General features: G+C 48.2%; 22 protein-coding genes. 12 read left to right on the top strand and 10 right to left on the bottom strand.

Annotated features, from left to right (window positions below; translation table 11 throughout):
* On the bottom strand, nt 1-318 hold the full coding sequence (locus ACGHZ6_RS06935; RefSeq protein ID WP_390618106.1) for a BolA family protein: 318 nt from the start codon (nt 316-318) through the stop codon (nt 1-3).
* A 254-nt stretch (nt 319-572) separates the two neighbouring features.
* Here ACGHZ6_RS06935 and ACGHZ6_RS06930 point away from each other — a divergent pair, with 254 nt between their 5' ends.
* Nucleotides 573-791: a hypothetical protein gene (locus ACGHZ6_RS06930; protein WP_390618105.1), complete on the top strand. Its 219-nt coding sequence runs from the start codon at nt 573-575 to the stop codon at nt 789-791.
* Between the two features lie 12 nt (nt 792-803).
* Here ACGHZ6_RS06930 and ACGHZ6_RS06925 read toward each other — a convergent pair whose 3' ends face one another.
* The 4 genes from ACGHZ6_RS06925 to ACGHZ6_RS06910 all read right to left on the bottom strand — a co-directional run bounded on the left by ACGHZ6_RS06925 (nt 804) and on the right by ACGHZ6_RS06910 (nt 4,119).
* Entirely contained in the window at nt 804-1,319 is a 516-nt protein-coding gene (locus tag ACGHZ6_RS06925; RefSeq protein ID WP_390618104.1) for a hypothetical protein, read from the bottom strand.
* Nucleotides 1,319-2,044, bottom strand: a complete 726-nt coding sequence (locus ACGHZ6_RS06920) for an OmpA family protein (RefSeq protein ID WP_390618103.1) — start codon at nt 2,042-2,044, stop codon at nt 1,319-1,321. Before ACGHZ6_RS06920 ends, ACGHZ6_RS06925 begins: the two co-directional genes overlap by 1 nt.
* Nucleotides 2,016-3,389: a hypothetical protein gene (locus ACGHZ6_RS06915; protein ID WP_390618102.1), complete on the bottom strand. Its 1,374-nt coding sequence runs from the start codon at nt 3,387-3,389 to the stop codon at nt 2,016-2,018. Before ACGHZ6_RS06915 ends, ACGHZ6_RS06920 begins: the two co-directional genes overlap by 29 nt.
* Nucleotides 3,390-3,513: 124 nt before the next feature.
* Entirely contained in the window at nt 3,514-4,119 is a 606-nt protein-coding gene (locus tag ACGHZ6_RS06910) for a TetR/AcrR family transcriptional regulator (protein WP_390618101.1), read from the bottom strand.
* Nucleotides 4,120-4,345: 226 nt separating this feature from the next.
* Here ACGHZ6_RS06910 and ACGHZ6_RS06905 point away from each other — a divergent pair, with 226 nt between their 5' ends.
* From ACGHZ6_RS06905 to ACGHZ6_RS06885, 5 genes are all read left to right on the top strand, one after another.
* A complete protein-coding gene (locus ACGHZ6_RS06905) occupies nt 4,346-5,503 on the top strand; it encodes an acyl-CoA dehydrogenase family protein (RefSeq protein WP_390618100.1) in 1,158 nt (385 codons plus the stop codon).
* Between the two features lie 24 nt (nt 5,504-5,527).
* Entirely contained in the window at nt 5,528-6,352 is an 825-nt protein-coding gene (locus tag ACGHZ6_RS06900) for an SDR family oxidoreductase (RefSeq protein ID WP_390618099.1), read from the top strand.
* Nucleotides 6,353-6,511: 159 nt separating this feature from the next.
* Entirely contained in the window at nt 6,512-8,092 is a 1,581-nt protein-coding gene (locus ACGHZ6_RS06895) for a class I adenylate-forming enzyme family protein (RefSeq protein WP_390618098.1), read from the top strand.
* 225 nt (nt 8,093-8,317) lie between these two features.
* Nucleotides 8,318-8,914: a Crp/Fnr family transcriptional regulator gene (locus ACGHZ6_RS06890; RefSeq protein WP_390618097.1), complete on the top strand. Its 597-nt coding sequence runs from the start codon at nt 8,318-8,320 to the stop codon at nt 8,912-8,914.
* 82 nt (nt 8,915-8,996) lie between these two features.
* Nucleotides 8,997-11,048, top strand: coding sequence for an FAD-dependent oxidoreductase (locus ACGHZ6_RS06885; RefSeq protein WP_390618096.1), 2,052 nt, complete (start codon nt 8,997-8,999; stop codon nt 11,046-11,048).
* Between the two features lie 62 nt (nt 11,049-11,110).
* Here the strand turns inward: ACGHZ6_RS06885 and ACGHZ6_RS06880 are convergent, their stop codons facing one another.
* Nucleotides 11,111-12,142: a GSU2403 family nucleotidyltransferase fold protein gene (locus tag ACGHZ6_RS06880; RefSeq protein ID WP_390618095.1), complete on the bottom strand. Its 1,032-nt coding sequence runs from the start codon at nt 12,140-12,142 to the stop codon at nt 11,111-11,113.
* Between the two features lie 147 nt (nt 12,143-12,289).
* Here ACGHZ6_RS06880 and ACGHZ6_RS06875 point away from each other — a divergent pair, with 147 nt between their 5' ends.
* Together ACGHZ6_RS06875 and ACGHZ6_RS06870 are read left to right on the top strand one after the other, a co-directional pair.
* Nucleotides 12,290-12,523, top strand: a complete 234-nt coding sequence (locus ACGHZ6_RS06875; RefSeq protein WP_390618094.1) for a type II toxin-antitoxin system ParD family antitoxin — start codon at nt 12,290-12,292, stop codon at nt 12,521-12,523.
* Nucleotides 12,504-12,782 (top strand): type II toxin-antitoxin system RelE/ParE family toxin, encoded by a 279-nt coding sequence (locus ACGHZ6_RS06870; protein ID WP_390619150.1) that lies wholly within the window; start codon nt 12,504-12,506, stop codon nt 12,780-12,782. The genes ACGHZ6_RS06875 and ACGHZ6_RS06870 overlap by 20 nt, the downstream gene beginning before the upstream one ends.
* Nucleotides 12,783-12,807: 25 nt before the next feature.
* Here ACGHZ6_RS06870 and ACGHZ6_RS06865 read toward each other — a convergent pair whose 3' ends face one another.
* A complete protein-coding gene (locus ACGHZ6_RS06865) occupies nt 12,808-13,824 on the bottom strand; it encodes an AraC family transcriptional regulator ligand-binding domain-containing protein (protein WP_390618093.1) in 1,017 nt (338 codons plus the stop codon).
* A gap of 256 nt (nt 13,825-14,080) precedes the next feature.
* On the opposite strand from ACGHZ6_RS06865, the gene ACGHZ6_RS06860 reads away from it, so the two are divergent.
* The 4 genes from ACGHZ6_RS06860 to ACGHZ6_RS06845 are packed head-to-tail and all read left to right on the top strand — an operon-like array spanning nt 14,081 to nt 17,574.
* Nucleotides 14,081-14,899: an enoyl-CoA hydratase/isomerase family protein gene (locus ACGHZ6_RS06860; protein WP_390618092.1), complete on the top strand. Its 819-nt coding sequence runs from the start codon at nt 14,081-14,083 to the stop codon at nt 14,897-14,899.
* Nucleotides 14,900-14,913: 14 nt separating this feature from the next.
* Nucleotides 14,914-15,939: a zinc-binding dehydrogenase gene (locus ACGHZ6_RS06855; protein WP_390618091.1), complete on the top strand. Its 1,026-nt coding sequence runs from the start codon at nt 14,914-14,916 to the stop codon at nt 15,937-15,939.
* Nucleotides 15,940-15,976: 37 nt separating this feature from the next.
* Nucleotides 15,977-16,750, top strand: a complete 774-nt coding sequence (locus ACGHZ6_RS06850) for an SDR family oxidoreductase (RefSeq protein WP_390618090.1) — start codon at nt 15,977-15,979, stop codon at nt 16,748-16,750.
* 38 nt (nt 16,751-16,788) lie between these two features.
* On the top strand, nt 16,789-17,574 hold the full coding sequence (locus ACGHZ6_RS06845; RefSeq protein WP_390618089.1) for an SDR family NAD(P)-dependent oxidoreductase: 786 nt from the start codon (nt 16,789-16,791) through the stop codon (nt 17,572-17,574).
* 41 nt (nt 17,575-17,615) lie between these two features.
* On the opposite strand, the gene ACGHZ6_RS06840 is transcribed toward ACGHZ6_RS06845, so the two are convergent.
* From ACGHZ6_RS06840 to ACGHZ6_RS06830, 3 genes are all read right to left on the bottom strand, one after another.
* Entirely contained in the window at nt 17,616-21,170 is a 3,555-nt protein-coding gene (locus ACGHZ6_RS06840; protein WP_390618088.1) for a thioester reductase domain-containing protein, read from the bottom strand.
* 99 nt (nt 21,171-21,269) lie between these two features.
* Nucleotides 21,270-22,226: an SDR family NAD(P)-dependent oxidoreductase gene (locus tag ACGHZ6_RS06835; RefSeq protein ID WP_390618087.1), complete on the bottom strand. Its 957-nt coding sequence runs from the start codon at nt 22,224-22,226 to the stop codon at nt 21,270-21,272.
* A 112-nt stretch (nt 22,227-22,338) separates the two neighbouring features.
* Nucleotides 22,339-23,043 (bottom strand): Crp/Fnr family transcriptional regulator, encoded by a 705-nt coding sequence (locus ACGHZ6_RS06830; protein ID WP_390618086.1) that lies wholly within the window; start codon nt 23,041-23,043, stop codon nt 22,339-22,341.
* Between the last annotated feature and the right edge of the window lie 207 nt (nt 23,044-23,250).

Raw genomic sequence — 23,250 nt, 5'->3', positions numbered from 1 at the left:
TTATTGCTGATCAGTCTTGCTGCCACCCATGCAGTTGGGTGAATTCGGTACCTGGCTACTGCCCCACTCTTCCGGGGTATAGGTATGCAGGGCCAGGGCGTGAACCTCACCAGCCAGCTCTTCGGACAGGATTTGGTAGACCTTCTGATGACGCTGCACCAGACGCACACTCTCAAAGGCCTCAGAGACGAGAACCACTTTAAAGTGGGTTTCAGAATTGGGGGGCACACTGTGCATATGGCTCTCGTTTTCCACCGCCATATGCTGTGGAGACAGGGCCTGGGTCAGTTTCTGCTCGATTGCTTGCTGGATAACCATGGGATGTATCTACCTCTGTATTCTGCCCTTGCGGGCACATCAAGGCGGGCATTATACCCTATTCAGCGCCCTACGCATTGCGACCGGAGTTTCCCCTCTACGCATCCCGCTGTGAAGAGCAACACCTGGATTCCGGCGTGTAAAGCCACAAAGCCGTAAAAGCTGGCACGACATCCAGCATTACGATTGAAGCACTAAGCATTTTCGCGTAGTTTTTATCCCTCAGCATTCCAACAACAATAAACTGAATTATCATGCCAGCCACAGCCCCCAACAACCTGCCACTGATCAATCGTCGCAAAGGCGAAGATCGCCGTGAAGATGATGATCCCTGTGTGGATATGGAGCTAGATCTTTACCACCGCAAGCGTCGTAAGCAAACGGATCGACGCAAAGGTCGTGGCCTGGAAGATGATTACTATGCCTATGTGCGCTCGCTGACGGGCGCCGATATTGAACAGGCCAATCACTAAAGTCCGCTCGTCTTAGAAGATCGGGGCCTGGCTTTCCTCGATAGGATAATGGGGATATTTCTCAAAAAAGCCCTGTGAATCAAAGGCCTGCACAATACGTTTACTGTAGTCCTGATGCCTGGATCGCGCCCCGTCAAAGCCCTGATAACGCAAGCGATGCAGGCAATCCTGACACACCTTCATACCCTGTGGCGGCTCAAACGCCACCTGCAGCTCTATGCTTTTATCCACATTCGCCCATTGCTGTACCTTCAGACAATCAGCTAGATGGTAAACCCCAGCGGGCTTGCCTTCGGCATTTAAGCGGAAGCTCAGCACACGGGCATTTTTATAGGCCAGGGTATAATCCCCTAAAGGCCGTAAATCCTCTCCCCTGGCTGGCAAACCTGTTTTACCCAACGCCAATAATTCCAGCCCGGTTAAATGCCGCTTGGGATCAAAAAAAACGAAATCACCCAACTCCTCTGCCCCCATCTGTTGGCGCAGTTGATTGAAAGGATCAAATTGCAGGAAGTCAGGCAGCTTCATTAGAATTCTTTGAGGATTTCGGCAATGCGTGATTCGGCATCGGTGCGCAAACGAAATTCAACCCGCCTTGAGCGGATACCGTCTTCTACGCCTTCAGTGATAATCAATTTGGAAGATGATAAACCATTGGCGGTTAGATGCTCTTTTAGCCACTGTTTGTTGCCATTTAACCAGTCGAGGTCAAGGAGATAAGCCAAGGTGGTGCGAGTCCGCGCCTGGGATAAGGCCATATTTTTAATATAAGCCCCATCAGTATTGGTCGCCGTGCCCCAGTCACTAGAGGTATGACCTTCGATACGCACCTCTATAATATCGTCGCGGTATTTATCGGAGGTAATAATTTTCACATAACGTGGAAAGAAGTCATTGAGGATATCGCGAAACGCCGGTTTAATTTTATCGTCGCCGCGCGCGAAGAGAACTTCGGTATTAAAGAATCGCAAACTTAAATCGCGATTAAGCTCAGCGCCCCAGCGCGGCAGGTCATCCTGAAATTCATCGTATAAATCTTCATACAACTGGGTACGCAAGCGATCATAAAGCAGTGCCACATCCTTGATTTTGCGGGTTTCAATTTCCAGCTGCACCATATAGATTACGGCGATTAATAGAAACACCATCATCAGCCCGCCCATCAAATCACTAACGGCGACCCAATGCTCTTCGGTTTCCAGTTCGCGGCTTAGCGCGCTGCCATTACCCTGAAACTCGAGATCGTTTGCCACCTTCGACTCCCTGTTTGGCTACCGGTTTAGCTGATGGTTTAGCCGTCTTAGACTGTGCCTTACTAACAACGGCCTTTTCCGTCTGCATGGCCGCATGCTTATTTTCAATGGCCTGCGACATATCAATCAGCTGCTTAAGTCGATCAGTTAAAGGTGCATAGTCGTTAACAAATTTTTCCGATAGCGAGGTCAACTGATAACCGAAAGTTTTTAATGCCTTGGTCAATTCGTCTTCCATCGCATCATCTAGACGCATGACCTGAGATTCCGTGCGCTCTACCATTTTATCGATACGATCACTTAAGCCTTCCTGCGAACGCACCATAGCCACAGCCAGTTTTTTATTGATCACTTCAGATGTTTTTTGCAGCGATTGTGCAGAAGACGTCATTAATTCACTGATCTGATTTTGGCTTTGGGTCATGCTTTGAGCCAAATCAGTGGTTAAGGCCTGTACCCGACGCTCCAGCGACGGCAAACCTTCGTTGGCCTGATGCGCCACCTGCGCCAGTTGGGATAGATACTTATCCAAACCGTCAGCCTGGCCCTGCAGTACATCCAGCATTTTGCCGAGCGACTTAGAAACACGACTAAAGACTTCCGAATGCCCCACCATCTCTTTATAGGCATTACTGGCTTTATCCAACAGATCACCGTTGGAACGCTGGGTTTGCAGTAATTCTTCCAGCTCTTTTTTGTAGTTGTCCTGCCACTCCAACATCTGCCCTACGGCGCGATTCAACTCTTTAAAGTTATCGCCGTATTGCACGTTGATCTGATTGTTAAAATCATGCAGCACGCCTTCAATCGCAGTAATCAACGCGCGTTTGTTGGCTTCCACCATTTGCGTTTGATACTCGCCGAGACTGTCACGCACCAGGGCCAGCTCGGATTTTTGCTCTTGCTGAAAACCTTCCAGCGCAGCCCTTAGCCCCTTGGCATCGGAACTGGACAGGGATTCACTGATATCCCCCAACAGGTTGGCCAAGTCGGTAATACTGGCCTGACTGTATTGTTCATCTACCTTGCGTTGTTTGAGGATCGCGGTGAGGTGCCGGAACTTAACTATCAAGGCTCCCATTAACCCGGCGATAGAGGTCCAGAAGGCGGTTTTTAACCCTTCAATCAAACTCGGCACACTGGCCTGAATATCGGAGGTATCAAAGCCCAACAGACCAAGCGCCACCCCCAAAAAGGTGCCGAAAATACCAGTACTGGTAAGGATCGTCGGGGAATGTGTCGCGCTGTGACTGTTATAGCCTGGCCCGATAAACCAGGCGGTCATCAGGCCAATCACGGTAATCAGACACAGCGTTAACGTCGAAAGTCCAGCCACAAAATCCATAGCAGCATCCCAGAATAGGTTTTCTCAGATCGGGGCGATCGTGAGCGGTTTATGCTTATGAATTCAGTGTAGTATAAGGCTCTAAAAGCTCTAGTTTTTATACCTGGAAGTTAACCTGGGGATATTAAGGTGAGTGCACCAAGGCCTGGATCAACTTGTCTTCCAACTGCTCCAGGGTTAGCTTGCCATCCACGTCATACCAATTATGTGACTCAATCAGGGCACCGCGGATAAAGTGGCGTGTGAAGCTGCCTTCAACATTGATAAGCCCCTGCTGAAACAGGGTATCGAGTACCTTTTTCCACAGGCCTTCATATTCGCGCCGCAAAACCAAAATCGACTCCTGATTCTCTGGGTTCAGGCTGCGCCATTCTGAGGCCATAATCTGGAATCCTGGATTCAGGTCATTATTAATGGCATGCCCTTCACAACGCACCATGGCGCGCAGCTTCTCAACCGGATCTTCCACCTTAGCCAAGGCGTCGTACATTTGAGCCAATACCCGATGAATGGCTTCTTCGATGACTGCACGCAGAATCGCTTCCTTATTGGGAAAGTGATGGAACAGGCTGCCGGATAAAATCCCCACCTCTGCCGCCAGATCCCGCACGGTGGTACGCGCATAGCCCTTTTCTTTAAACAGCTGTCCCGCTGCCTTAATCAATCTACCCTTGGCAGAATCCGGCTCGGTCACCAAGCCCTCTTCAACCAGTTGTGCTATGCCTGTCATATGGTCTCGAATCTATACTCGTTTATCGTCTCAGCCCACGGGTGACCCAGTCATACAACAAGACCAGAACCGACCAGCGGGTCATTTGGAGGACATTATAGCGAAATAATGTCAACCGTTGACAACCAAGCGCTTGCTTGGCAGTCTAAATTCCATGATTTTAGACCAAATAACAGCCTAAGCGCTATTAAGAACGTAAAAACAATATTTGAGAGAGGAATCAGCAATGAAATTTACCCCAGAACATGAAGAGCTGCGCCGCATGACGCGTAACTTCGTCGACAACGAAATCAACCCTCACGTCGACGAGTGGGAAAAGGAAGGTATCTTCCCGGCCAAAGAGCTATTCAAAAAAATGGGTAACCTGGGCCTGCTGGGTATTTCCAAGCCCGAAGAGTTCGGTGGCATGGGGCTGGATTACAGCTATTCCACCGTAGCCGCTGAAGAGCTGGGCGCTATCCGCTGCGGCGGCGTACCTATGGGTATCGGTGTACAAACCGATATGGCCACCCCTGCCCTGGCCAAATTCGGTAGCGATGCCCTGCGTCGTGAATTCCTGGCCCCGGCCATTGCCGGTGATATGGTAGCCGCCATTGGTGTAAGTGAACCCCATGCCGGCTCCGATGTAGCCGCCATTAAAACCACCGCCCGTAAAGACGGTGATGACTACATTATCAACGGCACCAAGATGTGGATTACCAACTCCACCCAGGCCGACTTTATCTGTTTGCTAGCCAATACCAGTGAAGGCAACAAGCACACCAACAAATCCCTGATTGTCGTACCCACCAATACGCCGGGCATCAGCTTCTCCGAGCGATTAGACAAACTGGGTATGCGCTCGTCTGACACCGCTCAAATTTTCTTTGACGATGTACGTGTACCGCAAAGCAATTTAATTGGAGAGGAAGGCCAGGGCTTTACCTACCAAATGATCCAGTTCCAGGAAGAGCGTATCTTTGCTGCAGCCAATGTGATTAAAGGCATGGAAAACTGCATCAACGACACCATCGAATACACCAGCCAGCGCCAAGCCTTCGGTAAACCGCTGCTGGACAACCAAGTGGTTCACTTCCGTTTGGCCGAGCTGCAAACCGAAGTCGAAGCCTTGCGTGCACTGACTTACGATGCGGTGGAAGGTTATATCAACGGTGTAAACGTTGCGCTGAAAGCCTCCATGGCCAAACTCAAAGCTGGCCGTCTGGCTCGCGAAGTCTCCGATGCCTGCCTGCAGTACTGGGGCGGTCAGGGCTTTATGTGGGACAACCCGGTATCCCGCTCTTACCGCGATACTCGCCTGATCTCCATTGGCGGTGGTGCCGATGAAGTTATGCTGGGCATTATTTGTAAAATGCTTGGCACATCTCCAGGTAGCAAAAAGTAAGTTACATCGAGAGAGGTTAAGACGATGAGCAAGTTACAAGGTAAAACCATCTTCATTACCGGTGCCAGTCGTGGCATCGGTCGTGAAATTGCACTCAAGTGCGCCAAAGACGGTGCCAATATTATTATTGCCGCCAAATCCGATGAGCCACATCCAAAGCTGCCCGGCACCATTCACTCGGTAGCCGAAGAAGTGATTGCCGCTGGCGGTAAAGCCCTGGCGATTAAAGTGGATGTGCGCGATGAAGACAATGTCGCCGATGCGTTAAAACAAGCCGCCGACACTTTTGGCGGCATTGATGCGGTTATTAATAACGCCGGCGCTATTCGTTTAACCCCTGCCGAGCAAACGCCGATCAAACGTTATGATCTGATTCAGTCCATTAACAGCCGTGCCGTACTGTTGTGTTCACAGTTGGCACTGCCTTATCTGAAACAATCGGCTAACGGTCATATCATCAACCTATCACCGCCAATCAGTTTGGATCCCAAGTGGCTGAAGCCGTTTATTCCTTACACCATTACCAAGTACGGTATGTCTTTGCTGACTTTGGGGTTAGCAGAAGAATTTCGCGATTACGGTATTGCGGTTAACTCCCTGTGGCCACAAACCACTATTGCTACCTCGGCCGTTGAGTTTGAAGCGGGAGCAGATCTTCTTGCTGGATCGCGTACACCGGCGATTATGGCTGACGCGGCCTATGAGATTCTGATCAGCGACAGCAAGGAACTGACCGGGCAACTGCTGCTGGATGAAGATATTTTGCGTGAACGAGGTGTAACCGATTTTGTCAGTTATCAAAACGATCCTGATTGCACGGATCTTCATCAAGACCTGTACGTCGACTAGTCACTGCCAGCTATCTGGGGTCTGACCCTGCGGGTCAGACCCCACTTGCAGCACGATATAGATAAAAAGAGGGAAGAAACAGAGCACCAAATCTTAGCCAATAAAGATAGCTCACCCCAAAGAAGAAATTACTTATTACCACGGGAGAGAGAAATGAACGTGTCAGCATTAGAAGTTAATCTAATCCAACGTGTCGCCGTCGGTGACATACTCCGCCGCCGTTCCAGAGACAGCGCCAACCTCGAAGCACTGGTCGATTTTGAAGGCGGCCAACGCCGCAGCCTTACCTACTTTCAGCTTAACCAACGGGTTAACCAGTTGTCCCACGGCTTACGTCAGCGGGGATTACAAGCAGGCGATCGTATAGCCCTGTTTGGTACCAACCAACTGGATTTTGTGGTTAGCCTGTTTGCCTGTTACAAAGCCGGCATCGTCGTTGTACCGATTAACTTCCTGCAAAACCCTGACACCATTCACTACAACCTGTCCCACGCCGAAGTCAAAGCTGTTATTTACGAACTGGCGCTGGAAACCATTGTTGATGCCAGTACTGTTAAAGATCTGCCCAACCTGCAACAGCGTCTGATCTTCGGTAGTGAAAAAAGCAAAGCCGATATCTGCTTTGATGAACTCTTAGATGGGCAACCCACAACCGAACTCAACGACTGCATCATTAACGATCGCGATACCGCCCATATCATTTACACCAGTGGTACCACATCCAATCCCAAAGGTGTTGAAACCTCGCACTTGGCACTGGTGATGAGTAGCCTTTCCAATCCCTTATCCATTGGTGCAGAAAAACATCACTCACTGTTAACCGTCCTGCCTTTGTTCCATTGTGCTGCACTTTCCTTCCTTTATGGCTGCATGCAGTTAAGCGGCAGTATTGTCATGCGGCCAAACTTTGATCCAGTTGAAGTCGCAGAACTACTTGAGAAAGAGAAGATATACACCACTGCACTGCTCCCCATGATGTGGCGAGCCATGTTACAACTGCCAGATATTCAACAGCGTGATTTCTCTGCACTCACCACCGCCGTCTACGCTATGGCACCGATGGATGCAGAAACGCTCGAGCAACTGCGTGCAACCTTCGACTGTCCATTCCACTTAGGCAGTGGCCAAACTGAATTCGCGCCTATGGCTTGCGCTTACTATGATGAAACACCCACAGAATTTGGCGCCGGTAACTATTGGGGCGAACCGAATATCTGTGCCGATCAAGCCATTATTGATGATCACGGCAATGAAGTGCCACAAGGCGAGATAGGCGAAATTTGCTGGCGTGGGCCACAAGTCATGACCGGTTACCTGAAAAATACCGAAGCCACAGAAGAAGCCCAACAGTTTGGCTGGCACCATTCAGGTGATCTGGGTTTGATCGACAACGAAGGGCAAATGCTGTTTGTTGACCGTAAAAAAGACACCATTAAATCCGGCGGCGAGAATGTATCTTCCATGAAAGTGGAACAGGCTCTGCTGAGTCACCCAGCCATAGTTCAGGCTGCCGCCTTTGGTGTTCCTCACCCACGCTGGGATGAAGCGGTTGTTGCCTGTATACAGTTAGCGCCAGATACATCACCTTCTGAAGAAGAAATTATCGCACACTGCAAACAAAGTCTTGGCGGATTTGAAACACCAAAACGTGTGGTTGTGACTGAAGCTTTTCCTATGACCAGTACCGGCAAAGTAAGAAAAGTTGAATTACGCCAAGAATATTCAAAGCTGTTCACTTAAATTCCAAGTAACTCGAAGTTGGCATATAGCAAGCTAAGATGGCGGGTGGCCCTTCAAAAAATCCTCAACTCATGGACGAGTTGAGGAAGCTCCAGGGACGGATTCATGCGTTTTTTGAAGGGCCACCCGCTGTCTTAGCGACCTCGAAGCTACCGATCTCTGACTATACGAGTATCATCACTCTGCTTATAATAAAACGCATCTAGGTACTCTCAACGATCTGCAATGAATATCGACTCAGCCCTACAGTACATGCGCGAAGCCCTTGAGCGGCAGTTCGACCTTTCCAATGTCGATACCGAGGCCATGCTCCCCTCATTAAAACTGCTTGAAGTCCCTAAAAAACACGTGCTACAAAAAGCCGGAGAACATTCAACGGAACACTATTTTATTGTTGAAGGCCTGGTCAGATACTACTATCTGGGGCTGGATGGCAAAGAACATAACAAAGCCTTTTACGATAAAGGCCATATTGTCGGCAGCCTAAGTGCAATCATTCTTAATGAGCCCGCCCGCTATTACATCGAAACCATCGAACCTTGCACCCTGATTGCTATCCCCAAAATCACGGACAAAAGTTCAGTGGTGAATTCTGCCTGGAAGGAACTCTTCAATTACGGCTGTCAGATGATGCTGGTGCGTAATGAGCGCCGGGAGGCCGAACTGCTCACCATGTCAGCAAAAGAGCGTTTCCTGCAATTTCACCGCAATTTCCCGTCCTATTTCGACCGTATCCCGCAATATCAGATAGCCTCTTACCTGGGCATAACACCCGTAGCCCTGTCCCGCTATAAGGATCAATGGCTAGAAGAACAATCTTAGGATTATTAAACTGGTTTAATGAACTCCCAAATCGGCCTTTGTAAGCTTATCCACATACTTATAAGCCGTTTTAGGAGCAACCATGACTCAAGCCGCCTATCCACATATATTTGAACCCCTCGATCTGGGCTTTACCCAACTAAAAAACCGTATCCTGATGGGCTCTATGCACACAGGGTTGGAGGATATGGGTGAGTCAGGTTATGAAAAAATGGCCACTTTCTTTGCCGAGCGTGCCAAAGGCGGTGTTGGCATGATTATGACCGGTGGCATTGCACCAAATCCGGAAAGCATTGGAGCTGCAGGGTTTGATGAATGCGATAGCAGTATGTTGCACCGAGAAGATCAAATCCCCATGCACCGCCAGGTCACCCAGGCCGTAAAAAGCGCCGACTCTGAATGCAAGATTTGCATGCAAATTCTTCATCCTGGAGCACTGGCAGCAACTCCGAATGCAGTATCGCCCTCCGGGATTCGCTCCCGTCTCAGCCCCATAACACCTAAGGAGATGAACGAGGAAGATATCGAAAGCACCATTACCGATTTCGCCAACTGCGCAAAACTGGCCCAACAGGCTGGCTACGATGGTGTGGAGATCATCGGTTCTGCGGGCTACCTGATCAGTACCTTTCTTGTAGAAAAAACCAATAAGCGTACTGACCGCTGGGGCGGCAGTTACGAAAACCGTATGCGCCTGGCTATCGAAGTGATAAAACGTGTGCGTAAAACTGTTGGGGATAACTTTATTATCGTCTACCGCATTGCAGCGATGGAAATGATGGAAGACGGCAGTAGCTGGGAAGAAATCGTACAGCTGGGTAAAGAAATCGAAAAAGCCGGTGCCAGCATTATCAGCACCCATTTTACCTGGCATGAATCCCGTGTACCCACTATTGCTACTCGTGTTCCTCGCGCAGCGTTTGCCAGTGTTACCGGACGCCTGCGTAAAGAACTTACTATTCCGATGATTACCAGTAACCGCATCAATACACCGGAAACTGCCGAAGATGTATTAAATAAGGGTTACGCCGACATCGTTTCCATGGGCCGCCCCATGCTGGCCGACCCGGATTTTGTCAAAAAAACCGCCAGCGGCCGTGAAGATGAAATCAATACCTGTATCGGTTGTAACCAGGCTTGCCTGGATCACACCTTCCTGGGTAAACGCGTTAGCTGCCTGGTAAACCCACGCGCCTGCTACGAATCAGAAATTGAATTACTACCAACAGACACCGTAAAACAAATCGCCGTTGTTGGCGCTGGCCCTGCTGGATTGTCATTTGCTATCAGTGCTGCACAGCGCGGCCACAAGGTCACCCTGTTTGAAGCCTCTGGCGAAATCGGCGGCCACTTTAATCTGGCCAAAGTTATCCCCGGCAAAGAAGAATTCCATGAGACCATTCGCTACTACAACCGCCAGATCGAATTACACAATATTGATCTGCGCTTGAATACACGCGTAGGCACTGAAGAGTTAAAAGACTGGGATGAAGTGGTTATTGCCACCGGTATCAAACCACGCATCCCAGGTATCGAAGGTATCGATAACAGTAAAGTGTTTAACTATCACGAGGCCATCCAACATCCGGAGCGAATCGGTAAACGTGTAGCTATCGTTGGTGCCGGCGGTATTGGTTTTGATGTGGCCGAGCTGCTGTCCCATGCCGGTGTTTCCGCCAGTCTGGATGTTAATGTCTTTACCCGCGAATGGGGTATCGATTTTGAAAACCATCCCCGTGGAGGTGTAGCTGGCGTTACCCCACAGGTAGAAACCAGTGATCGTGAACTCTACCTGTTACAACGCAAGGAAACCCGCGTAGGTAAAACCTTAGGCGTGACCACTGGCTGGGCCCACAAAATCAGTCTGGATCGTAAAGGCGTAAACATGATGGCCGGCGTTCAGTACGACAAGATTGATGATCAGGGTTTGCATATCACCCACCAGAATGAAGCCAAGGTACTGGAAGTGGACTCTGTGGTAATCTGTGCCGGTCAGGAATCGGATAATGAACTTTATAACGCTGTAAGCGCCCAGCGCGATAATGTGCACCTGATCGGTGGTGCAGAATTGGCAACCGAGATTGATGCCAAGCGGGCGATTGATCAGGGGTTCCGTTTAGCTGCTGCAATTTAATCAGCTAATAAGCTCGCCCCAAAAATATGGGGCGGGCTTAATACTGGATGAATTAATAGTCATTAATCTGCCAACCACTCCTTTAGATTCGTCCGACATGATTTCGGAAGAAGTTTTATCCCAGTATTAAGCGTTTTAGAAAACTTGTTCCCTAAAGCCATTGCCGCATCATGGGCAACCTCCAGGCTGCCAGGACGTGACCCCAAAAGCACTTCAATGATTTGCCTGGCCTGATCGATATCTTTACGTGATTTGGCGACTTCATGGCTACCTCGGCGCTGACTGACCACCAGCTTATGAAAGGCAAACCTGGCTGGGTCGGGAATATTTACCAGTACACCGGTTCCAAAAAGTACGACAGCAGGCTGAATATCTTCTAGCAGATAATCCAGAAAACGTAGGTTGTGCGCATAGCTGTCAATCGCCTCAATATAAGTAGGCCCCTCTTTAGGCTTACCAATTTCAGGCGTTAGTAACTCCACAGAGTATTCCCCACCTCTTAATTTGAAGCTGGTTGATGGGTGTTTCCTGTTAAGCATGGGGATGGGCACAAAGCCAAGCTGGGATTCCTGTATAGCTGTACTTAAAGAAACCTTTGGGACGCTTGGTATCAATAAGGGAAACTGACCATTAATACCGATATCGATATCACTGGTACTGTATTGCTGCTCCCATTTAACCCCCATGCTGGCGCCCAGGGTTCGGAAGGCGGGAGTCCCTATAAGCACACCACCCACTTGAAACAATCCGGTGCGCTCTAGCATGGTGATAATCTTACCTTCTTGAGGCGTCATACCTAATGTGCCACCAGAAAGGCACATATTCACCAATTCCGAGCGAGATACTGCTCGTTGCTGATTGGCTTCCCACAGCGCCTTTTCTGCCGCGATCAGAGCATTGGTTTCATCACCCTCTGGCCCCAGTAGTTTCTGAACTGGGGTAGCCCCGATTCTTGCCGAGACATAAACATAGACCTTTCCCTTGATTGTTTTACGCGAGAAGGAAACCCCCGTGCCCGTAAAACATGGCTCAAGGCACTGGGATAACAGGTCACTGTAGGCATTGGCGGCGGTTTGGGGGAGATAATCAGGCATGGTTATACTCGCTTTATTTAAATCGAGTATAACCACTATACTCGGAATATTCAAAGTCGAGTATAACTACCACCATGCCCATAATGTCTATATTCGGCAAATATAGACATAACTGATAATCTGGGCACCAACACTCGGAGGTACGCTATGAATATCAGCTTTACCCTAAAGCAGGAGGAATATATCTCCTCTCAGGTCAAACAGGGTGATTATCAAAATGCCAGTGAGGTAGTCCGTGACGCCTTACGCCTCCACGAGATCTACCGCCACAAAGTCATTGAAGATCTACGTGCCGAAATCGCAAAAGGCTGGGAAGGACCCACGAGTGAGCGTAGCGTAAAGGACATTATTAAGGCAAAGACTGCCAAACGAGAACGGTAAGGACATCGAAGACATTTTTGATTACACCACCGGAGAGTTCAGCCTTGATCAGGCCATGCTTTATGTAGGTGCGTTTGAAGAAATTTTTGCAGAGCTCATACTCAATCCCGAACTGGGGCGAGAACGCCCTGAAATTCGCCAAGGAGTGCGTAGTATTGCAAAAGATAGCCACACTATTTTCTATCGAATTTTACAAGACCTTATTCTTATTGTGAGAATTCTTCACACCAGCCAAGATCTGCCAAAATTTTTACCCTAATTCCAGCTTGCTGTATTCTGCTCACTTACGTGTGGGACGCTTTTCTGTATGCATAGGGTGTAAGCCCTGTCCATTGCTTAAAAGAACGGATAAAGGATGAAGCTTCAGAAAAATCTAAAACCTCTGAGATCATTTCAATAGAATCATCACTATTGAGCACAAGGTTTATGGCAATATCTCGTCGCAACTCTGCCTTAAGACCTTTAAATGTCGTGCCGCTTTTAGCCAGCTTGCGCCTTAGGCTCTGGTGGTGAATATCGAAATGACTGCAAGCCTGCTCCATAGAAGGAAATTGCCTGTTCTGCATCAGTTCCCTTTCCAACCATAGCCGCAATTGAATGGTGACCTCACCATCAATATCGGGTTGAGATAACAACGTCATGGGGGCCGCCGCCAGGAACTTCTTTACTTCCTCCTGCCCTCTGCAGATCTTTCGTGTCAGATCATGCGCTTTAAGACTGAATGAATTAACACTGCGGTTAAACAATACCGGTGCCCCGTAAAATAATGATACGTATTCATCAACATAGTCAGGGGCTGAAAACTCAAATGTCGCTTGAGTAACAGCAAGACGCTTATTAGAAAACCAGCAAATCGCCCTGTGCGCGCCAAACAAAACATGCTCAATGGCATAGTGATTGATCAGCGTGACATCTGGCTTGGGAATTACCTGATACCTAGCCTGCTCCTCCTCCAAAACAATCTCATGAATGAAATCACTGTCTATAGCAGTATTAAATTCAACCAGCAGGTGCAATAGCTCCTCCACATCACGTGCCTGCATGGCACTGTAACAGGCAAATTTAAAACATCCCTGACGTTGAGGCTTGGACGTCAAACCAAAGTACTCATCATCCAATGTTGAAACCACCAGACTACTGAGCTTGGCCATCTGTGGAAAAGTAATTCGGGCTTGGGGGTAGTCCAAGATAGAAGGGGCGATACCACACGCCAGAAGCATCTCCTGGATATTTAACCCCTTGGCTTGTGCCCCCTGCAACATATTGAGGACAAAGGGTGAGGCAATGGTAGATGACTTCATTGGCTACTTTCCACACAACATTAAAAGTGTAATCTAAAGTCTATATTGGCGTAGTGAAGGGTCATTGTCTAGCATCCATAATCTAAGCGAATATAACCTAAAAATAAATAGTTATTTTGCTGAACTCCCAGCGATAAACCAAAGCCGCAACAGTAAAACAACCCTGTCATCTAATGTTTATTATAAGCACAGCGCTCAAAGTGCGGATAATGAACAAATTAGTGACAAAGGGATTTCTACAGACAAGGTAAGCACCATGAATGAATATGAACCCCAGCAACCGCCCTACGAAACCATCGTAGTCAGTGAAGAAGAAAACATGGAGGTTGTTACGCTTAATCGTCCAAAAGCGCTTAACGCCATGAACCCACTGATGATGCTGGAGCTACAGCACTACTTTGGCAGTTTACGTTATCGCCAGGAAGTCCGTGTGGTGCTACTGAAATCTGAAGGCAAACATTTCTGTGCCGGGCTCGATATATCACCGGAATTCGCTGTCGATGTCGCTAGTGGCTCCGAAGGACTGCGCATTCAAAATCGAGTTGCCGAAATCGTTAAGCTGATGCGTGCCTGTCCGCAACCCATTATCGCCATGGTTCAGGGTGCAGCCTGCGGTGGTGGATTTTCTCTGGCTCTGGCAGCCGATGTGCGTATTGCTGAACCAGACACCAGAATGAACACCGCCTTTACTCAAGTCGGATTTTCCGCCTGTGATGTGGGTAGCAGCTACTTCCTGACCCGCATGCTGGGTACATCTGTCGCCTCTGAACTTATGCTCACCGGTCGATTTTTATTAGCCGATCGCGCACTTCGCCTAGGTGTGGTATCCAGTGTGGTCGAAAAAGATCAGATGGAGAGTGAAGCCCGTGCCATCGCCGCCGACATGCTAAAAATCTCACCCATGGCATTGCGCCTGACCAAAGATGGCATCAACGTTAACGTGGATGCAGGCAGTTTAAGCGCAGCCATTGCTCTGGAAGATCGCCAACAAATCCTGTGCGGCCTTTCTGAGGACCACCAGGAAGCCCTGGCCTCATTCCGTGAAAAACGCAAGCCTCAATACGCCGACAAATAATTAGGACGTTTATTATGAAAGCTGTCGTCTTTCAAGGTGTGGGGCAAACGCTTACTGTTGAGGAAAGAGCGGAAGACGAACTTGCCACCAATCAAATTAAAGTGCAGGTAAAAGCCTGTGGTATCTGTGGCTCTGACCTTCATTTTTCCGAAACTAAAAGTGCGAAACCAGGCACCGTATTTGGTCATGAATTTGCCGGTGTCGTCAGTGCTGTCGGCAGTGAAGTTTCCCGCTGGCAGGTGGGTGATCGCGTGGTGCCATTGCCTCACAGCAGCTGCGGCAAGTGCACCATGTGTCTGGCTGGTGAAAATTTGCGTTGCGAGAATCTTCAAAATATGGGGTTTTCCCCTGCCTACACCGGTGCTTATTCACAGTTTGTTGTCGTCGGCGAAAATGAAGCCATCCACCTGCCAGACAATGTTGATTTTAATCGCGCGGCGGCCATTGAGCCATTGGCGGTTGGTTATGAAGCCATTGCCAAGGCCCGCATTCAAATGGACGATGCCGCACTTATTATTGGTGCAGGCCCCATAGGACTTACACTGGCCACTTGGCTCAAACATTTTGGCGTAACCCATATCGCCATTTCAGAACGCAATGAAAAGCGCTTGGCGCTTGCCAGCCAAATGGGAGCCAATATCTGCATTAATGCCAATAAAACCGACAACCCTGTCGAGGAATTCACGCGCCAAACCGGACGTGCACCATCGATTATTTTTGAAGCCGTAGGTATTCCAGGCATCATTCAATCGTGCATCAACATGGCTGAAGTAGGCACGCGTATTGTGGCAGTGGGGGCATGCCAAACAGCGGACACCTTTTACCCTGTCAGCTGCTCTGTAAAGAAGATCGAATTGATCTTCCCATTCTCTTATAGCCTGGCGGATTACGAAACTATCATCACCTTGATAAATCAGGGACGCATCGATCCTGAGCCATTGATTTCACATATTGTCAGCCTCGATGAAGTTCCCGATATATTTGAAGCATTACGCAACCCCAAAGATCATATCAAGGTTTTAATTGATCCCTGGAAATAACGATCAACATCTATAAATGAAAATGCAAAGGAAAAACATGAGCTATATAACACAGCAGTTCTCCCTTCAAGGTAAGATCGCACTAGTCACTGGCGGTGCACGCGGCATCGGTGCAATGATTGCACAGGGCCTGATTTTAGCCGGTGCCAAGGTCTACATCACTTCACGCAAGCCAGAAGATCTCGATCAAAAAGTCTCAGAATTCAGTCAACACGGCGAGTGCATAGGCATTGTCGCCGATGTTGCCAGTATGGAAGGTATTGAAACCCTGGCAGCAAAAATATCTGAACAGGAAACCCAACTGGATATTCTGATCAACAATGCGGGTAAAACCTGGGGCGCACCGCTGGAGTCATTCCCGGAAAAAGCCTGGGATGATGTAATGACGATCAACACCAAAGCACCTTTTATGCTGGTGCAAAAACTGCTGCCGTTATTACGCCAGAGCGGTTCGAGCGACAAGCCCAGCCATATTATTAATATTGGATCAATTGCCGGCATCACTAAAGACAGCTTAAGTGCTTACTCCTACGGCACATCAAAAGCAGCCATCCATCATTTAACCGGTGTTCTGGCTAAAGACCTGGTTAAATCAAACATCAATGTTAATGCCATTGCCCCAGGCAGCTTCCCCAGCAAGATGACCGCCGGCATCATGAAAACCGATGCTGCCAAACAGGCCGTGCTGAGCACTATTCCGATGGGGCGTATGGGTGAGCCGGAAGACATTGCCAACCTGGCCATCTTCCTATGTTCCAGCAGTTATATGACAGGCACCATCATTCCCATTGACGGCGGCGCACTGCTTTAATCAAAGCCTATCATTCAAAAATATAACGAGGAGCACACATGTCACATCGAAAAACGGTGCTAGTCACAGGGGGCGCATCCGGTATTGGTGCAGCAACCGTTACTCGCTTTGCCAGTGATGGCTTCAACGTAGTGATTGCCGATCGCAACCAAGAGGCTGCCACCGAACTTAAGGACAGTTTACTCAACCGCTTTGGTGGTGACGCCAATGATAATTGTGTCGATATCTTTTGCGTTGATGTATCCCAGCAGGATCAGGTGCAGGGCATGGTCGCCTTTGCCCAACAACGATTTGGCTCGCTGGACATTTTAGTTAACAATGCAGGCCGAGCTGGCTCCGGCCCCGTTGCTACAGCAGATGCTGAGCACTGGCAAAAAGTCATGGACGTTAATTTAAATGCTGTATTTTGGGCCAGTCAGGCCTCACTGAAGATCATGTTGGAACAGGGCTCTGGCACTATTATCAATGTCGCGTCCATCTCTGGGCTTGGCGGTGATTATGGCTTTAGTTCCTACAGTGCCTCCAAAGCCGCTGTTATTAACTTCACCCGCACGACAGCTCTGGACCATGCCCGCGACAATATCCGTGTTAACGCCGTCTGCCCCGGAGCGGTCGCCACACCGCTGATTGAAGGTGTTCTTAACAACGAAGCAATCTCCGAGCGTGCATTAGAAGCCATCCCCATGGGACGCCCGGCCGAGCCGGAAGAAATTGCCAATGTTATTCGTTTTTTGAGCAGTGATGAAGCCAGCTTTATGACCGGCGCTATTATCCCGGTTGATGGCGGTATCACCGCCTGGACAGGCCAAGCCAAGTTTTTCTAATCCATTGTTAATTTCAGTTCATCGCGAATCCTCTAGACGCATTACTCAAGCATTGGATTTAACCCGTCGATCAATCCTACCTCCCTCATATCAGTTAAGCATTTATTGATAAACACTTGATTCAAATGGGGGAGTTCTGTGGATAACTCTTGCTTCAGTAAGGCCTTGAAATTGTCACAACCTGCCTGAACACCACCGATGGGATACGAAGTACTAAAAGCTCCCATCAATGAAAGTACGGACTTCTGTTTCAGGGTTTCTGGCAACATCTTCATTTTTTGCTCGAATCGCCCTACCCATTCTTTATGAGAAGCTACCAGGGTAATGGGATAACCCGCCTCTGCCATCCATCGGACAAATTGATCCAGAGATTCACCATCATCGGTGTGGAAATTGGAAATATTGAAAACCTTGTACCCCTCCGGGTTAAAGGCACCACCAGCAACAATGGTATCGGCAACCGTATTAACCGGAACGCCATTGTAATGCCCCTGCTGTAACTGACCGTCATCGTCTAACTGATAAAACGATTTGGGGGCCAACCCCGTACGGATAATACTGAGCAGCAGGCGAGTAAACATATCATCTTTATTGATCTGGCCCTTATAGGTTTCATGAGCCAGCATCATGTCTCCTCGGAAGATATTCACAGGCATACCGAACCTCTGATTGGCCTGTTGCAACAACTTTTCTCCTGCCCACTTGCTCAAGCCATAACCGTAGGCATAAAAGTCTTCTAACCTCGTACTCTCAACCAGGGGAGATTCTTCATTATTGCCATGACGGGTATCCAGGAAATAGCCAATACCCACCGTCGATACAAAATCAATGGGCTTTTTAACAGAGGATAATCCAAGCTTGATCACCTCAGCCGTTCCCACCACATTGGCGGTAAATAAATGCTTGTAGCCCATCATATGGTTAACCAGTGCAGCCACATGCACAATACGATCAACCTCTGTGGTCAAGCGGTGATACTCATCCTGTTCCAGGCCGAACTGCTCATCGGCTACATCCCCACACAACACCTCTAGATGTTCAGTCGCCAGATGATGATAATCCTGTTCCAGTTTGTCGCCAGCAAAAACGGCATCAAGGCGTCGCCTTGCGCTGACGGTATCTTCAGCTCGAATCAAGCAGATCACCTTGCCACCAACAGCAGCCATCTTCTGCAACCAACGCAAGCAAACAAAACGTCCCAGGTAACCATTAGCGCCTGTCAGGAAGATCGTTTTTTCATGACCAACGTCGAGGTTTGGTAACTGCTCTGCCTGCTTGATAAATTGCTCATCAAAAAAGCGGTCCAGCTGTAAATCTTTCGCGTGAACCTCTTCGGCCCCCTTACCATGAACTGCATCAAAGGTTGGCCTGCTCTCCTGCCCCAATAATGCCTGCTCAATCATGTGTGACCAAACGGCGATATTGCCCGTTGGCCGAAGAATAACATCGGCAGCAATGGTTACAGAGAAAACCTCCTCCAACATCAAAGAGAAGGATACGGCCGCTAATGAGTCACCGCCCAAACCGGAAAAGTTATGGTTACTGGAAATATCGATATTCTCAATATTCAGTGAGCTCTCCAGCAACTTACCGACTTTTTCCGGAGTCGACAGGGTACAGCTCGGATCTTTTAATAATTGCAGTTCGGCATCTTTACGATTGGCATGCTCTTCATACATAGCCTCCAAGCGTTCACCGTACTTCTTCTTCAACGCAGGGCTAAGACGCTTTCTGACACTGGAGAGCAAGCCATTCTCCTGGCTGAAGGCTTCATACTCAATGATGAAACTGCGTGGGACTTCAAAGCTTTTCAGGTCTTTTTCACTGGCCACCCGCTGTAACTCATCGCGTATCAGCGAAGTCAGGTCAGCCTCTATCCATCCTTCACCCAATAGGGTACTGACCGCATCAACATCGGGCACTACAACGCCCAGTAAATAGGATTGGAACGAGTTACCATACAGGTATATCTGTTTTATAACCGCACTGCCACTCTCGAATTGCGTCGCCAGATTACCTACGGCGACATACTCACCTTGGGAGAGTTTAAGCACATCCTTGCGTCGATCAATCACAACAATATGGTCTGGCCCTCGCTCCTCGACGATATCACCGGTAAGAGAAAACCCGTCCTCATCAAACAGACCCGCCGTTGCTTCCTGCTGTTTGTAATAGCCGGTAATGCCCACAGCACTTTTATAACAGAGCTCCCCACGGGGATAGGGTTTATCAGAGGTATAATATCCCAGCTCGGGCACATCCCTGAGCTTGTATTCCGTTACCGGTGGACGCTGAATCATGCCGTTAACCGCTATATTGCCTGACCCTGATTCGGTATTTCCATAACCTTCCATTAGCATCATATCGAAGCATTCGGTCATAAAGGTTTTAACCGCCGGAGCCGTGGGTGCTCCACCAACAATACCCAATAATAAGCGCCTGCCAAGAAAATCTGCACCCATGTGCTGTTTTACCGCTTCACTCGCAGCAGACTCTTCCTCTCCCGCTCTTACCCGTTTGGCGACTTCATTTTGGTAATGCTGGTATATCAGCTCAAAAACACGAGGGAAAAAGCTCAATCTTGTCGGCTCGGTGATACGAATATCATCAAACAACGTAGACATGTCTGGCTTTAAGGTGAAGTTAACGACACCGCCAGCAACCAGTGCACCCACGACATTTGAGCGCCCTAACAGATGATTTAGCGGTGCATAGGTAACGGTGATATTGGGCAGCACATTCGGGCTAGTTAAAAAAACTTCCCAGCTATAACGCAGCGCTTTTTCAGCCAACATAGCGCCCTTGGGTTTTCCCGTACTTCCTGACGAGTGAACTATCGCACCTAAACGATCACCACCGTCTTTATGTGCAGGCAATGAAGACCATCTATCCGCATCGCCAAGTGCCGTTAAGGATTGCAATGAAATCAACTCGGTTGATACACTGGCCCCAGCCAACAGGTTTTCCACCTCTTGGTAGATGCTGAGGTCGTTTGTATCCAGAGGCTCGTAATCAAACACTATTAGGCTTTTGATATCACCATGGCGGATAGCATGCTGTGCCGCCACTTCCAGATCACTGACCGTTGCAGCAATGGTTGTAGGGTTAATATTCTCGAATATTTCATCAAGATCAGCCCCCGATGTCGCACTTTGCAAAGGCACGGTAACCGCCTGCACATAGTGACACGCCATATCAATCACTTGATAGTCAATGCTCGCAAAACCGACAATACAAACAAAATCATCAACACTGACCTTATGTGCTCCCTCTTGCTGCCAGGCATCAGCTAAACGGTGTAAACGTTGCAGTGTTTCTGCATAGGTAATTCCTGAAAACCGCTGTAAATATTGGCGTGTTTTTTTACCGAAAATGTCTTCTATGGAATAAGCCCTTTCCGCCAATGCCACTCGATTACCGTAGCCAGAAAATAAAACATCAATGAGTTCTGTCAATGATAAATCAGGATTAGTAGCGCGCTCAATTAGCGCTTTATCCGGCAAGCACTCTGCCAAGGCTGGTGAATCAGCCATAATTGCTGTAAAACGCTCAATCAGTTTACTTTGAGGGTTGGAAGCGGTGGAGGCATTCGACATGGTGATCTCCTGATTAACCCGATCTATCCCAGACCAGGTCAACTATGTATGGGAATTTATAACTAAAGCAGCAAAAGACTTGAGAAAACCAGCACTACACTAGGTGAAATTAAATCGTTCACCAAGCCAGGATTCAGCTTGAGTCCATAAACGATCTGCTGACTCCGTACTCAACGCAAAGGGCAAGACACCAGAGACAAAATTCGCCTGCTCCAGAAGCTCAGAGACCTTGCAATCCTCCAGGTAGAGACCACCTTTACCTAAAAGATCATCGCAGGTCGCCGCCCAGACGCTGGTTGCAGCACCGGTCTCAGTGGTTTTAGCACCACCCTGGGCGGCAGCATCAATCATGGCAATAGCTTCTTCATCCATACTACGATTTAGGCCAGTTTCATGAATAATTCCAGGATGTACTGCCAGAGAAGTGACATCAAAAGACGCCAAGCGGTCATGCAACGCTACAGCTAATAACGCATTTGCCGTTTTCGATCGACCGTAGGCTAACATGGGGTGATAAGGGGTCGAGTCAAAATTGAAATCATTAAAATCGATGTCTGATATATGATGAGCCACAGAAGTCAGGGTGACGATACGCGCTCCTTCTGTCTGCTTAAGCGCAGGTGCCAGGAGTGCAGACAGTAAAAAATGCCCCAGAAAATTCACTGCCATCTGTGATTCAAGACCATCGATATAGTTTTCATCTACTCCCATAATGCCAGCATTGGAAATTAAGACATCGAGACGGTCATTATTTTCGAGATAAGTTTCAGCAAATTTCCGGATACTGTCCTTAGCACTCAAATTCAGCTCCGCCACCTCAAAGTTATTTTTTCCGATCAGCTCAGCTAATTCAGTTGCAACCGCCTGACCCGCTTCGAGATTTCGAACCGCTAACACTACTTCGGCACCAACCATGCCTAGCACCCGGGCAGTTTCTTTACCCAAACCGGAATTGGCACCTGTAATGATAATACGTTTACCTGTCATATCACTCTTTCGAGCGATCTCTTCAGCAGGGGTATTACTTGAAAAAGGGGTATTAACTGGTTGTTGCATATTCGCCTCTTACACGCTATATCTATGTCAAAACATAGATTCAGTATTGAGGACAATATGATAAAAGAATATCAGCTAGCCAACATTCTGATAAAAATGAAAAATTAAACGCTTAAGAATCGGAATGTTCTATAAGATCTGTCAACAACTGTGAATCGTTGATAACTACAGCCCCGTATACGAGCGCAACAAACCCCAAAGATTCCCAATCATTCAGTAATTGATTAATGGTTTGACGACTAACCCCTAACATAGTGGATAACTCGTCTTGTTTTATAGGCACTTTGATGGATTTTGCAGATTGTGCATCACTGCCTATAGGAGTCCCAATAGAATAAGCCAATGTTTGTAAACGCTTGGCAAGCCTTGATTCAATACTTAGGATGGCAGAATCCTGAAGCACCTTTAGCATCCAAGTTTGCCGATAACAGACACTTTTTAGCAGAATTTCATTAATCTGTGGATGCTTATTCCGTAAGCGCTCGAAGCATTCTCTATCGAGCAATCCTAGCTCTGTATCCTGTGTAGCGTAAGCACTAAAGATGCTGGGCGTACCTGTAACAAGACTAACATCCCCCAGGGTAACCGGAGGAAGGCAAATGGTTAAGGTCATTTCCTTGCCGCTATAACCAATAGAAGAAAGCTTAATCTTCCCTGCGCGGATCTCGTAAATACCCGCCACAACATCACCTTCAAGATACAGTGACTGCCCTTTCGCCAAGTCTATCCGCGACATATTATCGCGAACCTCCTGGCGAACCTTTTCAGGCAAACGATCAATCCATCCCGTTTGAAAATGTGATCTTAGACCAGCCATGTAGACTCCATCCTGGTATTAACTTAATCGTATACCAAGGAAAGCATTGACCACTGGTTTATCAGTGGTCAATCACTCCCTGACAAGAGACTTAGGATTGCCAAACCACCTAATCACTAAATCTCTGCTCTTGCAGGTCGGTAAACTGCAGAACGTTTAAACTTTAACATAGGTGTTAACAAGCCGTTTTAAACACTTCAATACGAG

The sequence above is a fragment of the Maricurvus nonylphenolicus genome (assembly GCF_042854845.1).
In the GTDB taxonomy this organism is placed as follows: Bacteria; Pseudomonadota; Gammaproteobacteria; order Pseudomonadales; family Cellvibrionaceae; genus Maricurvus; species Maricurvus nonylphenolicus.
This window is presented reverse-complemented; position numbering and strand designations above follow the sequence as displayed.